The 22,022-nt window shown below is 52.7% G+C and carries 19 protein-coding genes, 2 tRNA genes and 4 rRNA genes; 16 read left to right on the top strand and 9 right to left on the bottom strand.

Going from position 1 to position 22,022, the window contains the following annotated elements; genetic code table 11:
- Positions 1-10: 10 nt before the first annotated feature.
- From rplQ to AB2B48_RS15675, 4 genes are all read left to right on the top strand, one after another.
- Positions 11-397: a 50S ribosomal protein L17 gene (gene rplQ / locus AB2B48_RS15690; protein WP_035894993.1), complete on the top strand. Its 387-nt coding sequence runs from the start codon at positions 11-13 to the stop codon at positions 395-397.
- A gap of 109 nt (positions 398-506) precedes the next feature.
- The gene (locus AB2B48_RS15685; RefSeq protein WP_185668949.1) at positions 507-875 is read left to right on the top strand and encodes a DUF1992 domain-containing protein; all 369 of its coding nucleotides are present in this window, start codon (positions 507-509) and stop codon (positions 873-875) included.
- A 2-nt stretch (positions 876-877) separates the two neighbouring features.
- Positions 878-1,291: a Zn(2+)-responsive transcriptional regulator gene (zntR, locus tag AB2B48_RS15680; RefSeq protein ID WP_035894995.1), complete on the top strand. Its 414-nt coding sequence runs from the start codon at positions 878-880 to the stop codon at positions 1,289-1,291.
- Between the two features lie 70 nt (positions 1,292-1,361).
- A complete protein-coding gene (locus tag AB2B48_RS15675) occupies positions 1,362-1,577 on the top strand; it encodes an alternative ribosome-rescue factor A (protein ID WP_185668948.1) in 216 nt (71 codons plus the stop codon).
- On the opposite strand, the gene mscL is transcribed toward AB2B48_RS15675, so the two are convergent.
- The 5 genes from mscL to def all read right to left on the bottom strand — a co-directional run bounded on the left by mscL (position 1,578) and on the right by def (position 6,349).
- Positions 1,578-1,988: a large-conductance mechanosensitive channel protein MscL gene (mscL, locus tag AB2B48_RS15670; protein WP_185668947.1), complete on the bottom strand. Its 411-nt coding sequence runs from the start codon at positions 1,986-1,988 to the stop codon at positions 1,578-1,580. It lies immediately after the preceding gene.
- 148 nt (positions 1,989-2,136) lie between these two features.
- Positions 2,137-3,513, bottom strand: coding sequence for a Trk system potassium transporter TrkA (trkA, locus tag AB2B48_RS15665; protein WP_035895001.1), 1,377 nt, complete (start codon positions 3,511-3,513; stop codon positions 2,137-2,139).
- Positions 3,514-3,534: 21 nt separating this feature from the next.
- Positions 3,535-4,824: a 16S rRNA (cytosine(967)-C(5))-methyltransferase RsmB gene (rsmB, locus tag AB2B48_RS15660; protein WP_368299589.1), complete on the bottom strand. Its 1,290-nt coding sequence runs from the start codon at positions 4,822-4,824 to the stop codon at positions 3,535-3,537.
- 53 nt (positions 4,825-4,877) lie between these two features.
- Positions 4,878-5,825, bottom strand: coding sequence for a methionyl-tRNA formyltransferase (fmt, locus tag AB2B48_RS15655; RefSeq protein WP_368299588.1), 948 nt, complete (start codon positions 5,823-5,825; stop codon positions 4,878-4,880).
- Positions 5,826-5,839: 14 nt separating this feature from the next.
- Positions 5,840-6,349 (bottom strand): peptide deformylase, encoded by a 510-nt coding sequence (gene def / locus AB2B48_RS15650; RefSeq protein ID WP_333495611.1) that lies wholly within the window; start codon positions 6,347-6,349, stop codon positions 5,840-5,842.
- A gap of 129 nt (positions 6,350-6,478) precedes the next feature.
- Between def and dprA the strand changes: the two genes are divergently transcribed.
- Genes dprA through AB2B48_RS15620 form a run of 6 tightly spaced genes read left to right on the top strand, consistent with a single transcriptional unit; the run spans position 6,479 to position 10,270 of the window.
- Positions 6,479-7,603, top strand: coding sequence for a DNA-protecting protein DprA (dprA, locus tag AB2B48_RS15645; protein WP_368299587.1), 1,125 nt, complete (start codon positions 6,479-6,481; stop codon positions 7,601-7,603).
- Positions 7,575-8,048 carry a DUF494 family protein Smg gene (gene smg, locus AB2B48_RS15640; RefSeq protein WP_123650834.1) on the top strand — a complete coding sequence of 158 codons (474 nt, stop codon included), beginning with the start codon at positions 7,575-7,577 and terminating at the stop codon, positions 8,046-8,048. Before dprA ends, smg begins: the two co-directional genes overlap by 29 nt.
- Before the next feature lie 26 nt (positions 8,049-8,074).
- Positions 8,075-8,629 (top strand): type I DNA topoisomerase, encoded by a 555-nt coding sequence (locus AB2B48_RS15635; protein WP_185668942.1) that lies wholly within the window; start codon positions 8,075-8,077, stop codon positions 8,627-8,629.
- Positions 8,622-9,194 carry an L-threonylcarbamoyladenylate synthase type 1 TsaC gene (gene tsaC / locus AB2B48_RS15630; protein WP_368299586.1) on the top strand — a complete coding sequence of 191 codons (573 nt, stop codon included), beginning with the start codon at positions 8,622-8,624 and terminating at the stop codon, positions 9,192-9,194. The genes AB2B48_RS15635 and tsaC overlap by 8 nt, the downstream gene beginning before the upstream one ends.
- A 3-nt stretch (positions 9,195-9,197) precedes the next feature.
- On the top strand, positions 9,198-10,016 hold the full coding sequence (gene aroE, locus AB2B48_RS15625; RefSeq protein ID WP_333495614.1) for a shikimate dehydrogenase: 819 nt from the start codon (positions 9,198-9,200) through the stop codon (positions 10,014-10,016).
- The gene (locus AB2B48_RS15620; RefSeq protein ID WP_220440268.1) at positions 10,013-10,270 is read left to right on the top strand and encodes a DUF1488 domain-containing protein; all 258 of its coding nucleotides are present in this window, start codon (positions 10,013-10,015) and stop codon (positions 10,268-10,270) included. Before aroE ends, AB2B48_RS15620 begins: the two co-directional genes overlap by 4 nt.
- Here the strand turns inward: AB2B48_RS15620 and AB2B48_RS15615 are convergent.
- On the bottom strand, positions 10,246-10,800 hold the full coding sequence (locus AB2B48_RS15615) for a gamma carbonic anhydrase family protein (RefSeq protein ID WP_368299585.1): 555 nt from the start codon (positions 10,798-10,800) through the stop codon (positions 10,246-10,248). The two genes, AB2B48_RS15620 and AB2B48_RS15615, sit on opposite strands and share 25 nt — an antisense overlap.
- Before the next feature lie 467 nt (positions 10,801-11,267).
- Here AB2B48_RS15615 and AB2B48_RS15610 point away from each other — a divergent pair.
- From AB2B48_RS15610 to rrf (AB2B48_RS15585), 6 genes are all read left to right on the top strand, one after another.
- Positions 11,268-12,807, top strand: a 16S ribosomal RNA gene (locus AB2B48_RS15610).
- 85 nt (positions 12,808-12,892) lie between these two features.
- Positions 12,893-12,968, top strand: a tRNA-Glu gene (locus tag AB2B48_RS15605).
- Positions 12,969-13,187: 219 nt separating this feature from the next.
- Positions 13,188-16,095, top strand: a 23S ribosomal RNA gene (locus tag AB2B48_RS15600).
- 98 nt (positions 16,096-16,193) lie between these two features.
- A 5S ribosomal RNA gene (gene rrf, locus AB2B48_RS15595) occupies positions 16,194-16,309 on the top strand.
- A gap of 14 nt (positions 16,310-16,323) precedes the next feature.
- Positions 16,324-16,399, top strand: a tRNA-Thr gene (locus AB2B48_RS15590).
- A gap of 39 nt (positions 16,400-16,438) precedes the next feature.
- Positions 16,439-16,554: ribosomal RNA gene (gene rrf / locus AB2B48_RS15585) — 5S ribosomal RNA — on the top strand.
- Together the 16S, 23S and 5S rRNA genes with 2 tRNA genes alongside form the textbook arrangement of a ribosomal RNA operon.
- 384 nt (positions 16,555-16,938) lie before the next feature.
- Here the strand turns inward: rrf (AB2B48_RS15585) and AB2B48_RS15580 are convergent.
- The 3 genes from AB2B48_RS15580 to AB2B48_RS15570 all read right to left on the bottom strand — a co-directional run bounded on the left by AB2B48_RS15580 (position 16,939) and on the right by AB2B48_RS15570 (position 21,741).
- Positions 16,939-17,160 (bottom strand): lipoprotein, encoded by a 222-nt coding sequence (locus AB2B48_RS15580; protein WP_035891258.1) that lies wholly within the window; start codon positions 17,158-17,160, stop codon positions 16,939-16,941.
- A gap of 318 nt (positions 17,161-17,478) precedes the next feature.
- Positions 17,479-20,589 carry an efflux RND transporter permease subunit gene (locus AB2B48_RS15575; RefSeq protein ID WP_185669778.1) on the bottom strand — a complete coding sequence of 1,037 codons (3,111 nt, stop codon included), beginning with the start codon at positions 20,587-20,589 and terminating at the stop codon, positions 17,479-17,481.
- A 12-nt stretch (positions 20,590-20,601) separates the two neighbouring features.
- Complete coding sequence (locus tag AB2B48_RS15570) at positions 20,602-21,741, bottom strand: efflux RND transporter periplasmic adaptor subunit (RefSeq protein WP_368299584.1); 1,140 nt, start codon at positions 21,739-21,741, stop codon at positions 20,602-20,604.
- Between the last annotated feature and the right edge of the window lie 281 nt (positions 21,742-22,022).

Genomic DNA, 22,022 nt, shown 5'->3' with positions numbered 1-22,022 from the left:
GGATAAGGTCATGCGCCATCGTAAGAGTGGTCGTCAACTGAACCGCAACAGCAGCCATCGCCAGGCTATGTTCCGCAACATGGCAGGTTCACTGGTTCGTCATGAAATCATCAAGACGACCCTGCCTAAAGCGAAAGAACTGCGTCGCGTAGTTGAGCCGCTGATTACTCTTGCCAAGACTGATAGCGTTGCTAATCGTCGTCTGGCATTCGCCCGTACTCGTGATAACGAGATCGTGGCAAAACTGTTTAACGAACTGGGCCCGCGTTTCGCGAGCCGTACCGGTGGTTACACTCGCATTCTGAAGTGTGGCTTCCGTGCAGGCGACAATGCGCCGATGGCTTACATCGAGCTGGTTGATCGTTCAGAATCGAAAGCAGAAGCAGCTGCAGAGTAATCTGTAGTAAAGTAAAAAAACCCGCCTCGGCGGGTTTTTTTATATCCCCGTTACCCCCACCCTTCTACAATAGTCGTATCTTTTCTGTTCATTTCTCCGGAGTAGGTACATGTGGTTACTGGATCAATGGGCCGAACGCCATATTACCGATGCGCAGCGCAAAGGTGAGTTTGATAACCTGCCAGGTCAGGGTGAACCACTGGTGCTTGACGATGATTCCGCCGTACCCGAAGCGTTACGTTCTGGCTATCGGTTGTTGAAGAACGCGGGGTGTTTGCCCCCAGAACTTGAGCAGCGTAAGCAGGCCGTTGAATTAGCCGATTTGCTGAAAGGTATTCGTCGGGAAGATGCGCGATATCAGGAACTGAGCCGTCGACTGGCGCTAATGGAACTGAAATTGCAGCAAGCAGGATTAAGTACTGATTTTCTGCGCGGTGACTATGCCGATAAGCTGATGAGTAAAATTAACGAGGAGTAGCTATGTACCGCATTGGTGAACTGTCAAAGCTTGCCGGCGTGACGCCGGATACCGTGCGCTATTATGAAAAACAGCAGATGATGAGCCATGATATTCGCACTGAAGGCGGCTTTCGCCTTTATACTGCGGACGATCTTCAGCGCCTGAAGTTTATTCGCTATGCCCGACAGTTGGGGTTTACTCTTGAGTCGATCCGCGAATTACTTTCGATCCGCGTGGATCCCGCTCACCACACCTGCCAGGAATCAAAAGGGATCGTACAGGCTCGCTTGAGCGAAGTTGAATCTCGAATCGAAGAACTGCAGGCGATGCAGCGCGCGCTAAAACAGCTGAATGATGCCTGCTGTGGGACTGCGCATAGCAGCCAACATTGCTCTATTCTCGGGATTCTGGAAGAGGGTGCGGGGGCATCGTAAAATGCGAGTTGAGTATTTACATAATTAGATCTACACTCGCCGCGTAATAAACACACAATCAGGAGATGTTATGAGCCGCTATCAGCATACGAAGGGGCAGATTAAAGACAATGCCATCGAAGCCCTATTACATGACCCGCTGTTTCGTCAGCGCGTAGAGAAAAATAAGAAAGGTAAAGGCAGCTATCTGCGGAAAGAAAAACACGGTAAGGGGTACGGGCGGGAGGCCAGTGGCAAACAAGCGATGCGCTTTTTTACCACTGGCTTTCTGCTTTCTGCGGCCTGATTAAGAACGGTTGTTCTGTTCTTTCAGCAGGTCACGAATTTCAGACAGCAGGACTTCTTCTTTGGTTGGTGCAGGAGCAGCAGCTGGCTCCTCTTTCTTACGGTTAAGCTTGTTGATAAGTTTTATCGCCATAAAGATGGCGAAGGCAACAATCACAAAATCGAAGATGTTCTGAATGAACACGCCATAATGCATGACGACTGCTGGTACATCACCTTGCGCATCGCGCAGCGTTACCGCGAACTGTTTGAAATCAATTCCACCAATGAGCAGCCCCAGCGGCGGCATGATGATGTCCGCAACTAATGACGATACAATCTTGCCAAACGCTGCACCAATAATGACACCCACTGCCAAATCGACAACATTTCCTCGCATCGCGAATTCGCGAAACTCTTTAATAATGCTCATTTTATTCTCCCTTGTGCTAGCTGACGTTTATAAGTTTAACAAATGTTTATCTATTTTCCATTGGTGATAATAAATATGGCAGTATTAATTAACCCTTAAATAATAGCGGGTTAGTAAAAAAGGCGCTCTATTGAGCGCCTTTGGGTAATTAAAGGAAGAAGGGACTTGGCTGGAACAAGCGTTCCACGTCCGAAATATATTTTTTATCGGTCAGGAACATAATCACGTGGTCGCCTTGCTCAATGCGTAAATTGTCATTAGCAATCATCACGTCATTTCCGCGTACCACCGCGCCAATAATAGTACCTGGCGGCAGTTTGATTTCATCGATAACGCGGCCCACTACGCGCGAAGTACTTTCATCACCGTGTGCGACGGCTTCAATGGCTTCGGCAACGCCGCGGCGAAGAGAGGAAACGCCCACAATATCCGCTTTACGCACGTGGCTCAGCAGTGCGGAGATCGTTGCCTGCTGCGGGGAGATCGCAATATCGATAACGCTCCCCTGCACCAAATCAACGTAGGCTTTGCGTTGAATCAGCACCATCACTTTCTTGGCGCCCATTCGCTTAGCCAGCATCGCTGACATGATATTGGCTTCATCATCGTTGGTGACGGCAATAAACAGATCAACTTGATCGATATGTTCTTCCGCCAGCAGTTCTTGATCCGATGCATCGCCAAAGAATACGATCGTATTCTGCAGCTTTTCAGCAAGCTCCGCCGCACGCTGTTGATTACGTTCAATCAACTTCACGCTGTAATCTTTTTCCAGCTGGCGCGCCAGGCCTGCTCCGATGTTCCCGCCGCCGACCAGCATAATGCGCTTGTATGGTTTCTCCAGACGCTGAAGCTCGCTCATTACCGCTCGAATATGCTGCGATGCGGCAATAAAGAAGACTTCATCCCCAGCCTCAACGATAGTTGAGCCCTGCGGGCGAATAGGTCGGTCGTGACGGAAAATAGCGGCTACGCGGGTATCGATATGCGGCATATGTTCGCGCATAGTCGAAAGCGCATTACCCACCAGAGGCCCGCCGTAGTAGGCTTTAACGACAGCCAGGCTCACCTTACCTTCGGCAAAGTTTACCACCTGCAGCGCGCCTGGGTACTCAATCAGGCGGTAGATGTTATCGATAACCAGCTGTTCTGGTGCAATCAGGTGATCGATAGGTACGGCATCGCTGTGGAACAGTTTCTCCGCATCGCGTACATAGTCCGGGGAACGGATACGGGCGATACGGTTTGGCGTGTTGAACAGTGAGTAGGCCACCTGGCAGGCAACCATGTTGGTTTCATCTGAACTGGTCACCGCGACGAGCATGTCGGCATCATCGGCACCTGCTTCGCGCAGTACCCGGGGATGAGAAGCGTGACCCTGAACAACGCGCAGGTCGAATTTATCCTGCAGGCTGCGCAGTCGCTCGCCGTTAGTATCGACAATCGTGATGTCGTTATTTTCCCCGACCAGGTTTTCCGCCAGTGTGCCGCCAACCTGCCCGGCACCCAGAATGATAATTTTCATCAGTTGCGACCCGTTATCTCATCACTTCTTGATTAGCTTAGCGTAGAAGAAACCATCGCCTTCTTCTGCACCCGGTAAATTCTGTTGGCCAGGCTGTTCAGGTGTACCTGTATCGCTGAGCACTGCATCAGGTGTCCGCGACAGGAACGCGGCAATTTGCTGCTGATTCTCTTCTGGCAGGATAGAACAGGTGGCATAAACTAACGTGCCGCCCGGCTTCAGGTGAGCCCAGGTGGCATTGAGAATTTCAGCCTGCAGCTGAGCCAGCTCAGGGATATCGCGGTCGCGGCGCAGCCACTTGATGTCCGGGTGACGACGAATAACCCCGGTGGCGGAGCATGGCGCATCCAGCAGGATACGATCGAACAACTGCTCGCCGCACCATTGCTCTGGATAGCGGCCATCGCCCTGCTTAACGGTTGCCTTCATGCCAAGACGTTTAAGGTTGTCGTAAACGCGTGACAGGCGCTTTTCATCAACATCAACCGCCAGCACGTCAGCCTGTGGTGCGACTTCCAGGATATGTGTGGTTTTCCCCCCTGGCGCGCAGCACAGATCCAGGGTCTGCTCACCGTTTTCCGGCTGTAGATAACGCATGCAGCCCTGGGCGGAAGCGTCCTGTACGGTAACCCAGCCCTGCTCGAAGCCTGGCAATGCTAACACCGATGCAGGTGTTTCCAGACGCACGGCATCTGGATAATCCGGGTGCGGGAAACCGGTCATGCCTGCTTCCGTCAGTAAGTCTAACCAGGCATCGCGGGTATGGTGATTACGGTTGACGCGTAGCCACATTGGCGGGCGTTGGTTGTTGGCCTCAAGAATGGCTTCCCACTGCTGCGGATAGGCATTCTTGATGCGTTTCACCAGCCAGGACGGGTGCAGAAAACGCAGTTCGCTTTGGGAGAATTCAGACAGCAGCTCTTCCTGACGACGTTGAAACTGGCGTAATACTCCGTTGATCAGCCCTTTGAGCTGCGGACGCTTGATGACCACGGCACCTTCAACGGTTTCGGCCAGCGCGGCGTGCGGGGGAATACGGGTATGCAGCAACTGATAAAAGCCAACCATAATCAGATAGTGGACGGTGCGCTGTTTGCCCGTCATCGGGCGCTCCATCAGCTGCTGGATCATCCATTCCAGCTGAGAGAGTGTGCGTAGCACGCCGAAGCACAGCTCTTGCAATAGTGCTTTATCTTTATCGGCCACTTTTTGCTGCAATGCAGGCAGCACGTTGCTTAACGACTGGCCCTTTTCGACGACCTGCTCTACGGCCTGCGCCGCCATACTGCGTAAATTAAGATGTTTTTTCATAACCGCAAAAATAAAAATGCCCGGAGACTCCGGGCTTTAAAAGGTATGAACCGTCAAAGCAGACGGTTACCGGGAATGAACCACTCCCGACGTGAATTCAGCAGATCCTGTGCGCTCATCGCCTTCTTACCCGCTGGCTGCAGCGAAATAAGGTTGAGGATACCGTCACCGGTTGCGACCTGAATTCCCTGGCGAGTCGCTTCCAGGATGGTACCTGGCTCGGCGCCGGCGGGTTTATCAATCACCGTCGCCTGCCAGATTTTTACCGGCTGCTCATCAATGATGATGTAGCTCATCGGCCACGGGTTGAAGGCGCGGATGCAGCGCTCAAGCTGTGCTGCGCTGAGCGTCCAGTCAACAAGCGCTTCTTCTTTGCTGAGCTTCTCAGCGTAGCTGACCAATGCTTCATCCTGAACTTCAGGCTTAGCCGCGCCGGTCGCCAGCAGATGCAGCGTATGCAGCAGTCCCTGCGGGCCCAGTTCTGCCAGTTTGTCGTAGAGGCTGGCGCTGGTATCTTCAGCGGTAATCGGGCAGGAGAGCTTATGCAGCATATCGCCCGTATCCAGACCTACGTCCATCTGCATGATGGTGACGCCGGTTTCGCTGTCACCCGCCCACAGCGAACGCTGAATGGGTGCAGCACCGCGCCAGCGCGGCAGCAAGGAACCGTGAACGTTAATACAGCCGAGGCGTGGCATAGCCAGCACGGCTTTCGGCAGGATAAGCCCGTAGGCGACCACGACCATCACGTCAGCCTGCAGGTCAGCGACCAGCTTCTGGTTTTCTTCAGGGCGCAGTGAGACTGGCTGGAAGACCGGAATACCTTTCTCTTCCGCCAGCACTTTGACCGGGCTTGGCATCAGTTTCTTACCGCGACCGGCAGGGCGGTCTGGCTGGGTAAATACGCCAACGACCTGGTGCTCAGACGACAACAGCGCGTCAAGATGACGCGCTGCAAAGTCAGGGGTACCCGCAAAAATAATACGTAGTGAATCTGACACGTTAATCCTTATCCTTAGGCACGCGCGTTCAGGCGATCCAGTTTCTCAACTTTCTGGCGAATACGTTGCTGTTTTAACGGAGAAAGATAATCGATAAACAGTTTACCGACTAAGTGGTCCATCTCATGCTGAATGCAGATAGCCAGCAGACCATCAGCTTCAAGCTCGAACGGGTTACCGTTACGATCGAGAGCGCGGATTTTCACGCGTTCAGCGCGAGGAACTAGCGCGCGCTGCTCAGGAATTGACAGACAGCCTTCTTCAATACCGGTGTCGCCGTCTTTTTCCAACAGCTCAGGGTTGATCAGCACCAGTTGCTCGGCGCGATCCTCTGACACATCGATAACGATAATGCGTTGATGAATATCGACCTGCGTTGCCGCCAGACCAATACCTTCCTCGGCGTACATTGTCTCGAACATATCGTCGACAATTCGCTGAATTTCTTCATTCACTTCTTTTACCGGGGCGGCGACTTTGCGAAGACGCTCGTCCGGAATATGTAATACTTGCAAAACTGCCATAAATATCCAGAGTTCTGTTCAGGAGTAGGAAAGATTATTACCTCTATTCTAGACAAAACCCCCTCTAATTGACAGCATCAGTGACCAATCGCAAGGATTGCTGATGCCGCATGTGGCAAGGGGGAAAGGATGTCGCCAGAAGATATAGCCTTCCGGCTGATGAAGGTAAATGATTTGTATGGCGATGAGATGCTGTATGCGCTTTGCACGCTTCGCCGGGAAAGCAATATCACTCGCCAGACGCTCTTTGCGTTAGGATTTAGTATTAAGCAGGCCGAACGATTTTTCGCGCTAACGCAGATCGAGATAGAGGCCAATCAGCGCTGGCTGGACATACCAGGAAACCACCTTTTACTCGCCGACTCTCCTTATTACCCTGAGCCGCTTCGTGCTATCCGCGATTATCCCGCCGTGCTGTGCGTGCACGGCAATCTCACATTATTACGCTCCCCACAGCTTGCGGTTGTCGGCAGTCGCCATCACTCACACTATGGTGAACGGTGGGGGCGGTACTTTTGTGAGGTGTTGGCGAGGCAGGGAGTGACTATCACCAGCGGTCTGGCATTGGGTATTGACGGTGTGGCGCATCGTAGCGCCCTGCAGGCGGAGGGAAAAACTATCGCCATTCTGGGTAGTGGCCTGGCTCATATTTACCCTCATCGACACCGAGCGCTAGCTGAGCAGATTGTTGAACATGGCGGGGCGCTGGTTTCTGAGTTTCCGTTAAGTGCCGCGCCTGCGCCGTATAACTTCCCCCGTCGTAACCGCATCATCAGCGGTCTGAGCCGTGGCGTCCTGGTGGTGGAGGCCGCGCTGCGTAGCGGCTCGTTAGTGACAGCGAGGTGCGCACTCGAGCAAGGGCGAGAGGTGTTTGCGATACCCGGCCCGCTGGGAAATCCTGGTATGGAGGGGCCGCACTGGCTTATTAAGCAGGGGGCGATGATGGTGACGGAACCTGAGGATATTCTGGCGCTTTTTCCTGGATTAAACAGACATTTGTCCGAACCGCCCGAAATGACAAATAATTGTGCAGATAAGGAATGTGTAGCATTGCCATTTCCTGAGCTCCTGGCTAACGTAGGAGATGAGGTAACACCTGTTGACGTCGTCGCTGAACGTGCCGGCCAACCTGTGCCAGTGACCGTGGCTCAGCTACTTGAACTGGAGTTAGCAGGGTGGATCGCAGCTGTACCCGGCGGCTATGTCCGATTAAGGAGGGCAGGCCATGTTCGACGTACTAATGTATTTGTTTGAGACCTACATCCATACAGAAACAGACATGCGCGTGGACCAGGACAAACTGACTCGGGATCTTACCGATGCAGGGTTCGAACGTGAAGATATCTTCAACGCGCTAATATGGCTGGAAAAGCTCGCCGACTATCAGGAAGGCCTCGTAGAACCGATGCAGCTTGCGTCCGACCCTCTCTCCGTGCGTATTTTTACCGAGGAAGAGAGTCAACGACTGGATGCCAGCTGCCGGGGGTTCCTGTTATTCCTTGAGCAGATTCAGGTGCTGAACCTCGAAACGCGGGAAATGGTGATTGAACGCGTTATGGCGTTGGATACCGCAGAGTTTGAGCTGGAAGAGCTGAAGTGGGTCATTTTGATGGTTCTGTTCAACCTTCCTGGCTGCGAAAACGCCTATCAACAAATGGAAGAATTACTCTTCGAGACGAATGAAGGTATGCTGCATTAATTCATTTTGTGGCATCAAGAGTTGTTATGGCCAAATCTGCACTGTTTTCGGTGTCTAAAAACGAGCCCTGCCCGCAGTGCGGGGCTGAACTGGTTATACGGTCCGGTAAACACGGGCCGTTTCTGGGCTGTTCCCATTATCCGGAATGCGATTACGTTCGTCCCCTGAAAAGCCAGGCGGACGGACATATCGTTAAAATTCTGGAGGGGCAGTCATGTCCAGAGTGTGGTGCCGTACTGGTGTTGCGCCAGGGGCGCTTTGGCATGTTCATTGGATGCAGCCAGTATCCTGAATGTGAACACACTGAGGTTATTGATAAACCCGATGAAACGGCAATCGTCTGTCCCGCGTGTCAGCAAGGGCACCTGGTGCAGCGCCGTTCTCGCTTTGGGAAAAACTTTCATTCCTGCGATCGCTATCCGGAATGTCAGTTCGTCATTAACTTCACTCCGGTAGCGGGGGAGTGCCCCGAGTGCCATTACCCGCTGCTTATCGAAAAGAAAACGGCGCAGGGCGTAAAACGCTTTTGTGCCAGCAAACAATGTGGAAAGCCGGTACCGGCGAAACAAATCAGTGAATAAAAACCTGCCATCAGAGGCCGTACAGCGTGCGGTTGTCGCTCTGAACAATAAAGAAGTCATCGCTTATCCAACCGAAGCCGTATTTGGCGTTGGTTGCGATCCCGACAATGAAGAAGCCGTCATGAGCCTGCTGGCGTTGAAACAGCGCCCGGTAGAGAAAGGATTAATCCTGATCGCCGCAAGCTTTGATCAGCTTAAACCTTATATTGACGACAGTATGCTGACCGAAGCGCAGCGCGCCACCGTGTTTGCGCGTTGGCCGGGCCCGGTGACTTTCGTCTTCCCGGCGAAATCAACCACGCCAGGTTGGTTAACCGGTCGTTTTAGCTCGTTGGCCGTTCGTGTCACGGATCACCCAGTGGTGATTGCACTCTGTGAGGCCTACGGTAAACCGTTGGTTTCTACCAGCGCAAACCTGACCGGTCTGCCGCCGTGCCGGACCACCGCCGAAGTGCTTGCGCAGTTTGGTGATGATTTCCCGGTGGTTGATGCGCCGACCGGGGGACGACTGAATCCATCTGAAATACTTGATGCCCTGACGGGCGAACGTTTTCGCCAGGGGTAAACCGTGGAAAGCTACGTTGTTTTTGGTAACCCGATTGCGCACAGCAAATCGCCGTTCATTCATCAGCAGTTTGCCGAACAGTTGAGTATCGCCCACCCCTATGGGCGTATGCTGGCGCCGCTGGATGGTTTCGTCGATACGCTAAACGCCTTCTTCCAACAGGGCGGAAAAGGGGCCAATGTCACGGTGCCTTTTAAAGAAGAGGCGTTTGCCCGCGCAGATGAACTGACGGAACGCGCTGCGCTGGCAGGGGCGGTCAACACGCTTAAGCGTCTTGATGATGGGCGAATTCTCGGTGATAACACTGATGGCATTGGCCTGCTGAGCGACCTGGAACGTCTGGGGCTGATTAAGCCTGGTTATCGTGTGCTGCTGATTGGCGCGGGTGGGGCGGCTCGTGGTGTGCTGCTGCCTTTACTCTCTCTGGATTGTAACGTGACGCTGACCAACCGTACCCATGCTCGCGCCCAGACATTAGCGGAATTATTCCGCCATACTGGAAGCGTCAATGCGATCCCAATGTCCGAGCTTTCCGGACACGAATTCGATCTCATCATTAATGCAACCTCCAGCGGTATTGCCGGAGAAACGCCACCGATCCCCGAGTCGCTGATTAACCATCATGTTTGCTGCTATGACATGTTCTATCAGAAAGGTGATACCGCATTTCTCGCATGGTGTGCCGAGCACGGCGCTAAACGGTATGCTGATGGGCTCGGTATGCTGGTGGGCCAGGCTGCTCATGCGGTATTACTGTGGCATGGGATTTTGCCGGATGTCGAACCGGTGATTGCATCCCTAAAACGCGAGCTGGGTGTATGAACCAGGCGATCCAGTTTCCCGAGCGTGAAGAGTGGCGTGAGGACGTGGAGGCCGTTTGTTTCCCTGCGCTGGTGAACGGCATGCAGCTAACGTGCGCGCTCAGGGCTGAGGTCATAGCGCGCCGCTTTGGTGGCGAGACGCCTCAACAGTGGCTCTCGCTGTTTTGCGAAAATCGCTGGGATCTGGAAGAGGAAGCCAGCGATCTTATTCGTGAACAGCAGGAAGATAATCAGGGTTGGGTTTGGTTGTCCTGATCCAGATAGTCGTCTTTCCACTTCACATAGTTATTGGCCGAATAGCGTAACCCTTCCAGTTCGGCCTCTTTCAACGGACGAACCTGTTTCACCGGACTGCCAAGATAAAGATAACCACTTTCCAGACGCTTATGCTGTGGAACCAGGCTCCCGGCGCCAATCATTACATCGTCTTCTACGACCACACCGTCCAGTAATATAGAACCCATTCCAACCAGTACGCGATTGCCAATGGTGCAGCCGTGCAGCATGACCTTATGCCCGACCGTCACATCCTCACCGACGATCAGCGGATTGCCTTCTGGGTTTTTCGTCGATTTGTGCGTGACGTGAAGGACGCTGCCATCCTGGATATTACTGCGGGCGCCAATCTGAATGTAGTTAACGTCACCGCGTGCAGCTACCAGTGGCCAGATGCTGACATCATCAGCTAGACGAACGTCGCCAACGATCACACTGGAGTCGTCGATCATCACGCGATCGCCGATGACGGGGAATAAATCTTTATAGCGACGTAGAACGGCAGACATGTTTACCTCTTTGAAACGGTGTCATGGTGAGATTTCTTCCCATTATCGGCCCAATTTGGTTGTTTCTCATCTCAAAAATTAAGCAAATTGCACACTTACGACGCAAAAAGCGTGAAAAAACGACACTTAGAAAAAAAAGTGAGAAAAGGGGTTGTGTGAAAAACAAAGTTCCCTATAATGCGCACCCACTGAGACGGCAAACGTGAATCACTTCACACTAACTAGCCGGTTCAGTTGAAGAGAAAAACCTGAAAATGAGGGTTGACTCTGAAAGAGGAAAGCGTAATATACGCCACCTCGCAACAGTGAGCGAAAGCCGTGTTGCACTGCTCTTTAACAATTTATCAGACAATCTGTGTGGGCACTCGAAGATACGGATTCTTAACGTCGCAAGACGAAAAATGAATACCAAGTCTCTGAGTGAACACGTAATTCATTACGAAGTTTAATTCACGAGCATCAAACTTAAATTGAAGAGTTTGATCATGGCTCAGATTGAACGCTGGCGGCAGGCCTAACACATGCAAGTCGAACGGTAGCACAGAGAGCTTGCTCTTGGGTGACGAGTGGCGGACGGGTGAGTAATGTCTGGGAAACTGCCCGATGGAGGGGGATAACTACTGGAAACGGTAGCTAATACCGCATAACGTCGCAAGACCAAAGTGGGGGACCTTCGGGCCTCACACCATCGGATGTGCCCAGATGGGATTAGCTAGTTGGTGAGGTAATGGCTCACCAAGGCGACGATCCCTAGCTGGTCTGAGAGGATGACCAGCCACACTGGAACTGAGACACGGTCCAGACTCCTACGGGAGGCAGCAGTGGGGAATATTGCACAATGGGCGCAAGCCTGATGCAGCCATGCCGCGTGTATGAAGAAGGCCTTCGGGTTGTAAAGTACTTTCAGCGAGGAGGAAGGCATTGTGGTTAATAACCGCAGTGATTGACGTTACTCGCAGAAGAAGCACCGGCTAACTCCGTGCCAGCAGCCGCGGTAATACGGAGGGTGCAAGCGTTAATCGGAATTACTGGGCGTAAAGCGCACGCAGGCGGTCTGTCAAGTCGGATGTGAAATCCCCGGGCTCAACCTGGGAACTGCATTCGAAACTGGCAGGCTAGAGTCTTGTAGAGGGGGGTAGAATTCCAGGTGTAGCGGTGAAATGCGTAGAGATCTGGAGGAATACCGGTGGCGAAGGCGGCCCCCTGGACAAAGACTGACGCTCAGGTGCGAAAGCGTGGGGAGCAAACAGGATTAGATACCCTGGTAGTCCACGCCGTAAACGATGTCTATTTGAAGGTTGTTCCCTTGAGGAGTGGCTTTCGGAGCTAACGCGTTAAATAGACCGCCTGGGGAGTACGGCCGCAAGGTTAAAACTCAAATGAATTGACGGGGGCCCGCACAAGCGGTGGAGCATGTGGTTTAATTCGATGCAACGCGAAGAACCTTACCTACTCTTGACATCCAGAGAACTTAGCAGAGATGCTTTGGTGCCTTCGGGAACTCTGAGACAGGTGCTGCATGGCTGTCGTCAGCTCGTGTTGTGAAATGTTGGGTTAAGTCCCGCAACGAGCGCAACCCTTATCCTTTGTTGCCAGCGGTTCGGCCGGGAACTCAAAGGAGACTGCCAGTGATAAACTGGAGGAAGGTGGGGATGACGTCAAGTCATCATGGCCCTTACGAGTAGGGCTACACACGTGCTACAATGGCATATACAAAGAGAAGCGACCTCGCGAGAGCAAGCGGACCTCATAAAGTATGTCGTAGTCCGGATTGGAGTCTGCAACTCGACTCCATGAAGTCGGAATCGCTAGTAATCGTAGATCAGAATGCTACGGTGAATACGTTCCCGGGCCTTGTACACACCGCCCGTCACACCATGGGAGTGGGTTGCAAAAGAAGTAGGTAGCTTAACCTTCGGGAGGGCGCTTACCACTTTGTGATTCATGACTGGGGTGAAGTCGTAACAAGGTAACCGTAGGGGAACCTGCGGTTGGATCACCTCCTTACCTTAAAGAAACGTTCTTTGAAGTGCTCACACAGATTGTCTGATGAAAAGTAAATAGCAAGGCGTCTTGCGATTGAGACTTCAGTGTCCCCTTCGTCTAGAGGCCCAGGACACCGCCCTTTCACGGCGGTAACAGGGGTTCGAATCCCCTAGGGGACGCCACTTGCTGGTTTGTGAGTGAAAGTCGCCGACCTCAATATCTCAAAACTTACCTTCGGGTGACGTTTGAGATATTTGCTCTTTAAAAATCTGGATCAAGCTGAAAATTGAAACAGCACACTGAACTCTGTTCTCCGTAATAAGAACAGACTGAAGTGTGTTTGAGTCTCTCAAATTTTTGCAGCGCGATGATGAATCGAAAGAAACATCTTCGGGTTGTGAGGTTAAGCGACTAAGCGTACACGGTGGATGCCCTGGCAGTCAGAGGCGATGAAGGACGTGCTAATCTGCGATAAGCGTCGGTAAGGTGATATGAACCGTTATAACCGACGATTTCCGAATGGGGAAACCCAGTGTGATTCGTCACACTATCATTACGTGAATACATAGCGTAATGAAGCGAACCGGGGGAACTGAAACATCTAAGTACCCCGAGGAAAAGAAATCAACCGAGATTCCCCCAGTAGCGGCGAGCGAACGGGGAGCAGCCCAGAGCCTGAATCAGCATGTGTGATAGTGGAACGGTATGGAAAGGCCGGCGATACAGGGTGATAGCCCCGTACACAAAATTGAATGTGTTGTGAGCTCGATGAGTAGGGCGGGACACGTGGTATCCTGTCTGAATATGGGGGGACCATCCTCCAAGGCTAAATACTCCTGACTGACCGATAGTGAACCAGTACCGTGAGGGAAAGGCGAAAAGAACCCCGGCGAGGGGAGTGAAAAAGAACCTGAAACCGTGTACGTACAAGCAGTGGGAGCATCCTTCGGGGTGTGACTGCGTACCTTTTGTATAATGGGTCAGCGACTTATATTCTGTAGCAAGGTTAACCGTATAGGGGAGCCGCAGGGAAACCGAGTCTTAACTGGGCGTTAAGTTGCAGGGTATAGACCCGAAACCCGGTGATCTAGCCATGGGCAGGTTGAAGGTTGGGTAACACTAACTGGAGGACCGAACCGACTAATGTTGAAAAATTAGCGGATGACTTGTGGCTGGGGGTGAAAGGCCAATCAAACCGGGAGATAGCTGGTTCTCCCCGAAAGCTATTTAGGTAGCGCCTCGTGAACTCATCTTCGGGGGTAGAGCACTGTTTCGGCTAGGGGGTCATCCCGACTTACCAACCCGATGCAAACTACGAATACCGAAGAATGTTATCACGGGAGACACACGGCGGGTGCTAACGTCCGTCGTGAAGAGGGAAACAACCCAGACCGCCAGCTAAGGTCCCAAAGTCACAGTTAAGTGGGAAACGATGTGGGAAGGCTCAGACAGCCAGGATGTTGGCTTAGAAGCAGCCATCATTTAAAGAAAGCGTAATAGCTCACTGGTCGAGTCGGCCTGCGCGGAAGATGTAACGGGGCTAAACTGTGCACCGAAGCTGCGGCAGCGACACTATGTGTTGTTGGGTAGGGGAGCGTTCTGTAAGCCTGCGAAGGTGTCTCGTGAGGGATGCTGGAGGTATCAGAAGTGCGAATGCTGACATAAGTAACGATAATGCGGGTGAAAAACCCGCACGCCGGAAGACCAAGGGTTCCTGTCCAACGTTAATCGGGGCAGGGTGAGTCGACCCCTAAGGCGAGGCCGAAAGGCGTAGTCGATGGGAAACAGGTTAATATTCCTGTACTTGGTGTTACTGCGAAGGGGGGACGGAGAAGGCTATGTTAGCCGGGCGACGGTTGTCCCGGTTTAAGCATGTAGGCGGGCGTTTTAGGTAAATCCGGAACGCTATTAACGCTGAGGTGTGATGACGAGGCACTACGGTGCTGAAGTAACAAATGCCCTGCTTCCAGGAAAAGCCTCTAAGCATCAGGTAACATCAAATCGTACCCCAAACCGACACAGGTGGTCAGGTAGAGAATACCAAGGCGCTTGAGAGAACTCGGGTGAAGGAACTAGGCAAAATGGTGCCGTAACTTCGGGAGAAGGCACGCTGATACGTAGGTGAAGTGATTTACTCATGGAGCTGAAATCAGTCGAAGATACCAGCTGGCTGCAACTGTTTATTAAAAACACAGCACTGTGCAAACACGAAAGTGGACGTATACGGTGTGACGCCTGCCCGGTGCCGGAAGGTTAATTGATGGGGTTAGCGGCAACGCGAAGCTCTTGATCGAAGCCCCGGTAAACGGCGGCCGTAACTATAACGGTCCTAAGGTAGCGAAATTCCTTGTCGGGTAAGTTCCGACCTGCACGAATGGCGTAATGATGGCCAGGCTGTCTCCACCCGAGACTCAGTGAAATTGAACTCGCTGTGAAGATGCAGTGTACCCGCGGCAAGACGGAAAGACCCCGTGAACCTTTACTATAGCTTGACACTGAACACTGGTCCTTGATGTGTAGGATAGGTGGGAGGCTTTGAAGTGTGGACGCCAGTTCGCATGGAGCCAACCTTGAAATACCACCCTTTAATGGCTGGTGTTCTAACGTAGACCCGTAATCCGGGTTGCGGACAGTGTCTGGTGGGTAGTTTGACTGGGGCGGTCTCCTCCTAAAGAGTAACGGAGGAGCACGAAGGTTAGCTAATCCTGGTCGGACATCAGGAGGTTAGTGCAAAGGCATAAGCTAGCTTGACTGCGAGAGTGACGGCTCGAGCAGGTGCGAAAGCAGGTCTTAGTGATCCGGTGGTTCTGTATGGAAGGGCCATCGCTCAACGGATAAAAGGTACTCCGGGGATAACAGGCTGATACCGCCCAAGAGTTCATATCGACGGCGGTGTTTGGCACCTCGATGTCGGCTCATCACATCCTGGGGCTGAAGTAGGTCCCAAGGGTATGGCTGTTCGCCATTTAAAGTGGTACGCGAGCTGGGTTTAGAACGTCGTGAGACAGTTCGGTCCCTATCTGCCGTGGGCGCTGGAGAATTGAGGGGGGCTGCTCCTAGTACGAGAGGACCGGAGTGGACGCATCACTGGTGTTCGGGTTGTCATGCCAATGGCATTGCCCGGTAGCTAAATGCGGAAAAGATAAGTGCTGAAAGCATCTAAGCACGAAACTTGCCCCAAGATGAGTTCTCCCTGACTCCTTGAGAGTCCTGAAGGAACGTTGAAGACGACGACGTTGATAGGCTGGGTGTGTAAGCGTAGCGATACGTTGAGCTAACCAGTACTAATGAACCGTGAGGCTTAACCTTACAACGCCGAAGATGTTTTGGCGAAAGAAAGACATCGATTATCAGCTTGATTACAGATTACATCAGAACGCGAAAAGCGGTCTGATAAACAGAATTTGCCTGGCGGCTGTAGCGCGGTGGTCCCACCTGACCCCATGCCGAACTCAGAAGTGAAACGCCGTAGCGCCGATGGTAGTGTGGGGTCTCCCCATGCGAGAGTAGGGAACTGCCAGGCATCAAATTTAGTGTGCTGATATGGCTCAGTTGGTAGAGCGCACCCTTGGTAAGGGTGAGGTCCCCAGTTCGACTCTGGGTATCAGCACCAGTTTTTCGGGTTAAAGTTTGGCACTTAGTAAAGAATTTGTCTGGCGGCTGTAGCGCGGTGGTCCCACCTGACCCCATGCCGAACTCAGAAGTGAAACGCCGTAGCGCCGATGGTAGTGTGGGGTCTCCCCATGCGAGAGTAGGGAACTGCCAGACATCAATTAAAGTAAAAAAGCCCATCCGTCAGGATGGGCTTTTTTACGTCTATACGAAAGTAAAAGTATGGTGAAAATCCCCGGGGTCACTGCGTTCGCCCGGGCTACAGACGGCGCTGGTAGCCCGGATGGCGGCGTGAATGCCTCATCCGACCTGCAATAAATAGTATTCCGGTCTCATTGAAATATCCCTTTAGAAATAAACTCGGTGCTGAAAATAAGGCAGTGCTCGCTATCTCTTTATTAGGATGGGGTATTTAGATTACTGGCTGGAATTAAAAGGTGGGGGGGATTTGGTTAGAAATAAAAGCTGCGCCTATGCCATTCTGACGCTGCCAATAAGTAAGGGAAAGGGCCAGAAAGCGGGTGCCTTCTGGCCATTGTGTTATTTGGTCAGTGCAACGATACCCAGCGTCAGGCCCGCGAGGGCAGCTGCACCACCGGCGATAGCACCCGCGGTTTCCCAGTTGTCCTGCGTCGTTCCTTTCATGCAAGTGTTGGTGTGAACCAGACGGCCCTGATCGTCATAAACGGGTACACAAGGGGAGTCATGCGCACAGCCAGCAAGCAGCGTTGCCAGCAGTGTCACCAGAATAAATTTTTTCATGATGTTGCCTCTAAATAATCCGTTTCATTACGCCAGAAATATGTCGTATTACGGAATGGCTTATTTTATCACCTGCGCTATAGCCTATAGATAGGGGGATTTATCTCAATTTATGTGGTTCGTAAATATCGTGGAGAAGAGAGGCTGAAAACGGTGGAATTATGCAGAAATGATGCAGAGGAAAATAACGAAATGACGAGTCGCGTAGCGTAACTGATGGTCTGGTGGCCTAACGCATTGAGCCCGCTGAACTAATCTTACTGGCTAACAGACAAAAAGAAAGGCGCCTACAGGCGCCTTTTATCATGAGTACTCGTATTACTCAGAGTGTTTGGTAAAGCGGCGTTTAACCACCACAAAGAACACCGGCACGAAGAAGATTGCCAGCAGCGTCGCGGTCAGCATCCCGCCCATCACGCCGGTACCGACGGCGTTCTGTGCACCGCTGCCCGCACCGTGGCTGATAACCAGCGGCATAACGCCGAGAATAAAGGCCAGAGACGTCATCAGAATTGGACGCAGACGCATACGTGATGCCTCGAGCGTAGCTTCGATGATGCCTTTCCCCTCTTTATCCATCAGATCTTTGGCAAACTCGACGATCAAGATGGCGTTCTTCGCCGATAGACCGATGGTGGTCAACAGACCTACCTGGAAGTAAACATCGTTATTCAGTCCGCGTAGTGAGGCTGCCAGCAGCGCACCGACAACGCCCAGTGGCACAACCAGCATAACGGAGAATGGAATCGACCAGCTCTCATAGAGCGCGGCCAGGCACAGGAAGACGACGATCAGCGAGATGGCATACAGCGCAGGGGCCTGGTTGCCGGACAGACGTTCTTGATAGGACATTCCCGTCCAGTCAAAGCCGATGCCAGAAGGCAGCTTGCTGGCCAGTTGTTCCATCAGCGTCATCGCCTCACCGGTACTCTTACCCGGGGCCGCTTCACCGAGGATCTCCATGGATGGCAGGCCGTTATAGCGTTCCAGACGCGGAGAACCATACACCCAGCGTGAAGTGACAAAGGCAGAGAATGGCACCATCTCACCGTTTGAGCTACGGACGTACATGTTGTTGACGTCGCCTGGCAGCATGCGGAATTTTGCGTCTGCCTGAACGTAGACTTTCTTCACGCGACCGTGGTCGATAAAGTCATTTACGTAGTAGCCACCCAACGCCGCAGAAATAGTCTCGTTGATGTCAGACAGCGAAACGCCCAGGGCCTGTGCTTTTTCCTGGTCGACATCGAGTTTGAACTGCGCGGTATCTTCGAGGCCGTTTGGACGCACGCGAACCAGCTGATCCGGATGCTGTTGTACCATGCCAAGAAGCTGGTTACGCGCCTGAGTCAGTGCCGTATGGCCAAGGTTGCCCTGGTCAATCAGCTCAAAGTCGAAGCCGGTCGCCGTGCCCAGCTCGATAATCGCTGGCATGTTGAACGGGAAGACCATCGCATCTTTAATCTGGCTGAAGGCCATGGTGGCACGCTTGATAACTGATTCCGCGCTGTTTTCATCGCCGCTACGCTCATCCCACGGCTTCAGGCTTACGAACGCCATACCGGAGTTCTGCCCCTGGCCGCTGAAACTGAAACCGTTAACCGTAAAGACGCTCTCAACGTTCGACTTTTCGTTATTGAGGTAGTAGTGGGTCACGGTATCCAGCACCTTCTGAGTACGCTCCTGCGTCGCACCAGCCGGTAGCTGTACCATGGTCAGGAATACGCCCTGATCTTCATCCGGCAGGAAGGAGGTGGGCAGGCGCATAAACAGTACCGCCATCCCCACAACGATCAGCAGATAGATAAGCAGGTAGCGTCCGGTGGCGCGCAGAATGCCGCTGACGCTATTGGTATAGTGGTTGACGCTCTGATCAAACTTATTGTTAAACCAGCCGAAGAACCCTTTCTTCTCGTAGTGATCTGCAGACGCTGGTTTCAGCAGCGTGGCGCACAGCGCCGGAGTAAGGATCAGAGCCACCAGTACCGACAGCGCCATGGCGGAAACGATGGTTATCGAGAACTGGCGGTAGATAGCCCCGGTTGAGCCGCCGAAGAAGGCCATCGGTACGAATACCGCCGACAGCACCATCGCGATCCCAACCAGCGCACCCTGGATCTGCTCCATCGACTTCTCGGTGGCCTCGACGGGCGATAGCTTCTCCTCGACCATCACACGCTCGACGTTTTCCACCACCACGATGGCATCGTCGACGAGCAGGCCTATCGCGAGCACCATCCCGAACATGGTTAGGGTGTTTATCGAGTAGCCGAACATCGACAGCACGGCAAAGGTTCCGAGAAGCACCACCGGTACCGCAATCGTCGGGATCAGGGTCGCACGAATGTTCTGCAAGAACAGATACATGACGAGGAAGACGAGAATAATCGCCTCAAATAACGTCTTAATCACTTCGTGAATCGAGATGGTTACGAACGGCGTGGTGTCGTACGGATAGACCACCTTCATCCCCTGCGGGAAGAACGGTTGCAGCTCTGCGAGCTTAGCTTTAATCGCATTGGCGGTATCCAGTGCGTTCGCACCGGTAGCCAGCTTGATCCCGAGGCCTGATGCAGGCTTACCGTTAATACGTGCGACCACGTTGTAGTTTTCGCCGCCGAGCTCAATTCGCGCGACGTCACTCAGATGAACGACCGAACCATCCGCGTTCACGCGTAGGGTCACTTTACCGAACTCAACCGGGTCTTTCAGACGCGTCTGCGCAATAATCGAGGCGTTCAACTGCTGGCCTTTCACTGCCGGCGTACCGCCCAGTTGGCCTGCTGCGATCTGGTCGTTCTGCACCTTCAACTGGTTGATAACGTCCACCGGCGTCAGGCTGTATTTGTTCAGCAGGTTGCCGTCGAGCCAGATACGCATCGCATATTGCGCACCAAAGAGCTGCACGTCGCCCACACCGTTCAGGCGACTAATAGGGTCTTTAACGTTAGAAGCAATATAGTCTGAAATATCGTCCTGTACGGTCGTTGGGTTATCAGAGATAAACCCGGCCACCATCAGGAAGCTGCTGCTCGACTTCTCTACGCTGATACCCTGCTGTTGTACTTCCTGCGGCAGTAGCGGCGTTGCCAGAGAGAGCTTGTTCTGTACCTGCACCTGGGCAATATCCGGATCGGTCCCTGATTTAAAGGTCAGGGTGATGGTCACGGAACCCGCAGAGTCACTGGTGGAGGACATGTACATCAGGTTATCGATACCGTTCATGTTCTGTTCGATAACCTGGGTGACGGTATCCTGTACGGTTTGCGCATCAGCGCCCGGATAGGTCGCGGAGATAGCCACCGCAGGCGGGGCGATCGTCGGGTACTGGGCGATAGGCAACTGCAGTATCGCCAGGCCGCCGGCAATCATCATGATGATGGCCAGAACCCAGGCAAACACCGGTCGATGGATAAAAAACTTAGACATTTAATCGGTACCTTATTGCGCAGCCGGAGCCGCGGTATCCTCTTCAGCCTTCACGGTGGCGCTAGGGCGAACCTTCTGCAGGCCGCTGACGATAACTTTGTCGCCGGCTTTCAGACCGCTGGTAATCAGCCACTGGTCGCCAACGGCCTGGGCCGCCACCACGCTGCGCGTTTCCACCTGGTTCTTATCGTTTACCAGCAGAACCGTTGCATCGCCGCGCGGTGTACGGGTGACACCCTGCTGCGGAACCAGCATAGCGTTTGGATTCACACCTTCATCAATACGAGCGCGAACGAACATCCCCGGCAGCAGTACGTGCTGTGGGTTCGGGAAAATCGCGCGCAGGGTGATGGAACCCGTGCTCTCATCGACGGTGACGTCAGAGAACTGCAGAGAACCTTTCAGCGCATAAGGCTGGCCATTTTCCATGAGCAGTTGAACGCTTTTTGCGTCGCCGCCCTGCTGCAAACTTTCTTGCTTGAGGCGCATAAAGTCGCTGCTGGACTGAGTCACATCAACGTAGATCGGGTCAAGCTGCTGTACCGTGGCCATGGCATCAGACTGGCCGTTGGTGACTAGCGCACCTTCGGTAACGCTGGATTTGCCGATACGGCCGGTAATTGGCGAGGTGACTTTGGTGTAGGCCAGATTAATGCGTGCGCTCTCCACGGCTGCCTTTGCCGCCATCACATCCGCATCGGCCTGACGTGCGGTAGCGACCGCCTGGTCATAATCCTGCTGACTGATGTACTGGGTGCCCAGCAGAGGGACATAGCGCTTTACCGTCAGGTGAGCGATTACCGCAGCGGCTTCTGCTTTAGTTTGATCGCCTTTAGCGCTGTCATAGGCTGCCTGGTAGGTTGCTGGATCAATTTGATAGAGAGATTGCCCGGCCTCAACATCGCTACCTTCGACAAAGTTGCGTTTGAGAATAATCCCGCTGACCTGCGGGCGAACTTCAGCAACGCGAAACGCGGAGGTCCGGCCCGGTAATTCTGTGGTGATGGACAATGGCGCGTTGTTCACGGTGTGAACGGTAACCTGAGGTGTTGGCGCATGCGCTTGTTGGCTTCCAGAATTATCGCAGCCGCTAAGTAATGCCGCAGAGATAATTAAGCTGGATAAGAGTGTAACCCTGGCGTGACTCGTCATTGCTGTTCCTTATAGATTGATAGCCAGGTTTGACTAAAAATCTGTGAAAGAAAGGGTGAATAAAAAAAGCAGTTCGTTATCCTACAAATAAACATCGGTGGATGTAAGGGATAGTTATTTTTGGACAATCATCAAAGGCACGGAAACGCAAAAATAGCAGGATTAGAGAATTTACGCAGAGAGAAAAGGAAAAGAATGCATTCATTGTGTGAATGTTAATTAATGATTCATGCATTTAGTGGATTTATTTATTTTAAGTATTTATCAAACTTTTTGGTAAA

It is taken from the genome of Kluyvera sichuanensis (genome assembly GCF_040930405.1).
GTDB classification, from domain to species: Bacteria; Pseudomonadota; Gammaproteobacteria; order Enterobacterales; family Enterobacteriaceae; genus Kluyvera; species Kluyvera sichuanensis.
The sequence above is the reverse complement of the archived record's forward strand: the minus strand, read 5'-3'. Positions and strand labels throughout refer to the sequence as shown.

Excerpts from the sequence above, each read along its gene's own strand:
- AB2B48_RS15635 (WP_185668942.1), top strand. The coding sequence starts at position 8,075 with ATGGCCAAATCTGCACTGTTTTCGGTGTCTAAAAACGAGCCCTGCCCG.
- rplQ (WP_035894993.1), top strand. The coding sequence starts at position 11 with ATGCGCCATCGTAAGAGTGGTCGTCAACTGAACCGCAACAGCAGCCAT.
- AB2B48_RS15580 (WP_035891258.1), bottom strand. The coding sequence starts at position 17,160 with ATGAAAAAATTTATTCTGGTGACACTGCTGGCAACGCTGCTTGCTGGC.
- rsmB (WP_368299589.1), bottom strand. The coding sequence starts at position 4,824 with ATGAAAAAACATCTTAATTTACGCAGTATGGCGGCGCAGGCCGTAGAG.
- AB2B48_RS15685 (WP_185668949.1), top strand. The coding sequence starts at position 507 with ATGTGGTTACTGGATCAATGGGCCGAACGCCATATTACCGATGCGCAG.
- AB2B48_RS15575 (WP_185669778.1), bottom strand. The coding sequence starts at position 20,589 with ATGTCTAAGTTTTTTATCCATCGACCGGTGTTTGCCTGGGTTCTGGCC.
- AB2B48_RS15675 (WP_185668948.1), top strand. The coding sequence starts at position 1,362 with ATGAGCCGCTATCAGCATACGAAGGGGCAGATTAAAGACAATGCCATC.
- mscL (WP_185668947.1), bottom strand. The coding sequence starts at position 1,988 with ATGAGCATTATTAAAGAGTTTCGCGAATTCGCGATGCGAGGAAATGTT.
- AB2B48_RS15620 (WP_220440268.1), top strand. The coding sequence starts at position 10,013 with ATGAACCAGGCGATCCAGTTTCCCGAGCGTGAAGAGTGGCGTGAGGAC.
- def (WP_333495611.1), bottom strand. The coding sequence starts at position 6,349 with ATGGCAGTTTTGCAAGTATTACATATTCCGGACGAGCGTCTTCGCAAA.
- trkA (WP_035895001.1), bottom strand. The coding sequence starts at position 3,513 with ATGAAAATTATCATTCTGGGTGCCGGGCAGGTTGGCGGCACACTGGCG.
- AB2B48_RS15615 (WP_368299585.1), bottom strand. The coding sequence starts at position 10,800 with ATGTCTGCCGTTCTACGTCGCTATAAAGATTTATTCCCCGTCATCGGC.
- zntR (WP_035894995.1), top strand. The coding sequence starts at position 878 with ATGTACCGCATTGGTGAACTGTCAAAGCTTGCCGGCGTGACGCCGGAT.
- smg (WP_123650834.1), top strand. The coding sequence starts at position 7,575 with ATGTTCGACGTACTAATGTATTTGTTTGAGACCTACATCCATACAGAA.
- dprA (WP_368299587.1), top strand. The coding sequence starts at position 6,479 with ATGTCGCCAGAAGATATAGCCTTCCGGCTGATGAAGGTAAATGATTTG.
- AB2B48_RS15570 (WP_368299584.1), bottom strand. The coding sequence starts at position 21,741 with ATGACGAGTCACGCCAGGGTTACACTCTTATCCAGCTTAATTATCTCT.